2 protein-coding genes are annotated in these 1,153 nt (G+C 67.2%); both read left to right on the top strand.

All coding sequences use genetic code 11. The features are described 5' to 3' along the window. Positions 1 to 63 precede the first annotated feature (63 nt). Positions 64 to 603 (top strand): winged helix-turn-helix domain-containing protein, encoded by a 540-nt coding sequence (locus tag AP234_RS00065; protein ID WP_055477453.1) that lies wholly within the window; start codon positions 64 to 66, stop codon positions 601 to 603. Further along, on the top strand, positions 513 to 1,148 hold the full coding sequence (locus AP234_RS00060) for a transposase (protein WP_063842706.1): 636 nt from the start codon (positions 513 to 515) through the stop codon (positions 1,146 to 1,148). Before AP234_RS00065 ends, AP234_RS00060 begins: the two co-directional genes overlap by 91 nt. Positions 1,149 to 1,153 lie beyond the last annotated feature (5 nt).

Raw genomic sequence — 1,153 nt, 5'->3', positions numbered from 1 at the left:
CTGAACTTAAATGGGTCTTGTCGGATAGCTGACGGGCGTTGATCCGTCAGGTACGACGGGGGCGTGCGATACGCCCAAGGTGGCGGGTTCTCCCCCCAAGAACAGCAGCGACGAGAGCGGGTACGGCTGCAAGCGGCCGAGATGTTCGCCCGCAACGAGAAGAACGCGCAGATCGCCCGCACGCTGCGCGTAACCGAACGGTCGGTGGAACGCTGGCGGCGCGCCTGGCGCGACGGCGGAACAGCCGCCCTGGCCTCCAAGGGACCTGTCTCCCTGCCCAAGCTCAGCCCCCAGCAGTTCGCCCGGCTGGAGACCGAGCTGGAACGCGGCCCGCTGGCCCACGGCTTCGCCGACCAGCGCTGGACGCTGATGCGGATCAAGACGCTGATCGGCCGGCTGTTCCACGTCGGCTACACCGTGCCGGGGGTGTGGCTGCTGCTGCGCCGCAACGGCTGGTCGTGCCAGCGCCCTGCACGCCGGGCGACCGAGCGGGACGAGGCCGCGATCGAGGTGTGGAAGAAGGAGGTGTGGCCGCAGGTAAAAGATCCGCGGCGGCCGAAGGTGCCTGGATCTGCTTCGAAGACGAAGCAGGTCAAGGGCTGAGGCCGCCTCGCGCGAGAACCTGGGGCCGGCGTGGTCACACCCCGATCGTGCACGTACGCGGTGGCGGGAGTGGACGGGTGAACATCGCAGCCTTGACCTGCTACAAACCCGGTCGGCGCTCCCGGATGATCTACCGCCTGCACATCAACCGAGGCCGTAAAGGCGAGAAGAAGGCCTTCTCCTGGATGGACTACCGCGATCTGCTCCTGACCGCCCACGTCCAGCTCGGCGCCCCCATCGTGCTGATCTGGGACAACCTGAACGTGCACCTGGTCCCCGAGCTGAAGTCGTTCGCGGCCCAGCACGCCGACTGGCTCACCGTCGTCCAGCTCCCCGCCTACGCCCCCGATCTCAACCCCACCGAGGGCATCTGGTCCCTGCTCAAACGCGGCGCACTGGCCAACCTCGCCGCCGCCGACCTGCACCAGCTCATCCGCGTCATCAAACGCGGCCTGAAGAAGATCCAGTACCGGCCGCACCTGGTCGACGGGTGCCTCACCGCAACCGGCCTCGCCATAACGACAGGAGCCGACACCACGAATTAAAGATC

The organism is Sphaerimonospora mesophila (genome assembly GCF_001417795.1).
Classification (GTDB): domain Bacteria; phylum Actinomycetota; class Actinomycetes; order Streptosporangiales; family Streptosporangiaceae; genus Sphaerimonospora; species Sphaerimonospora mesophila.
This window is presented reverse-complemented; position numbering and strand designations above follow the sequence as displayed.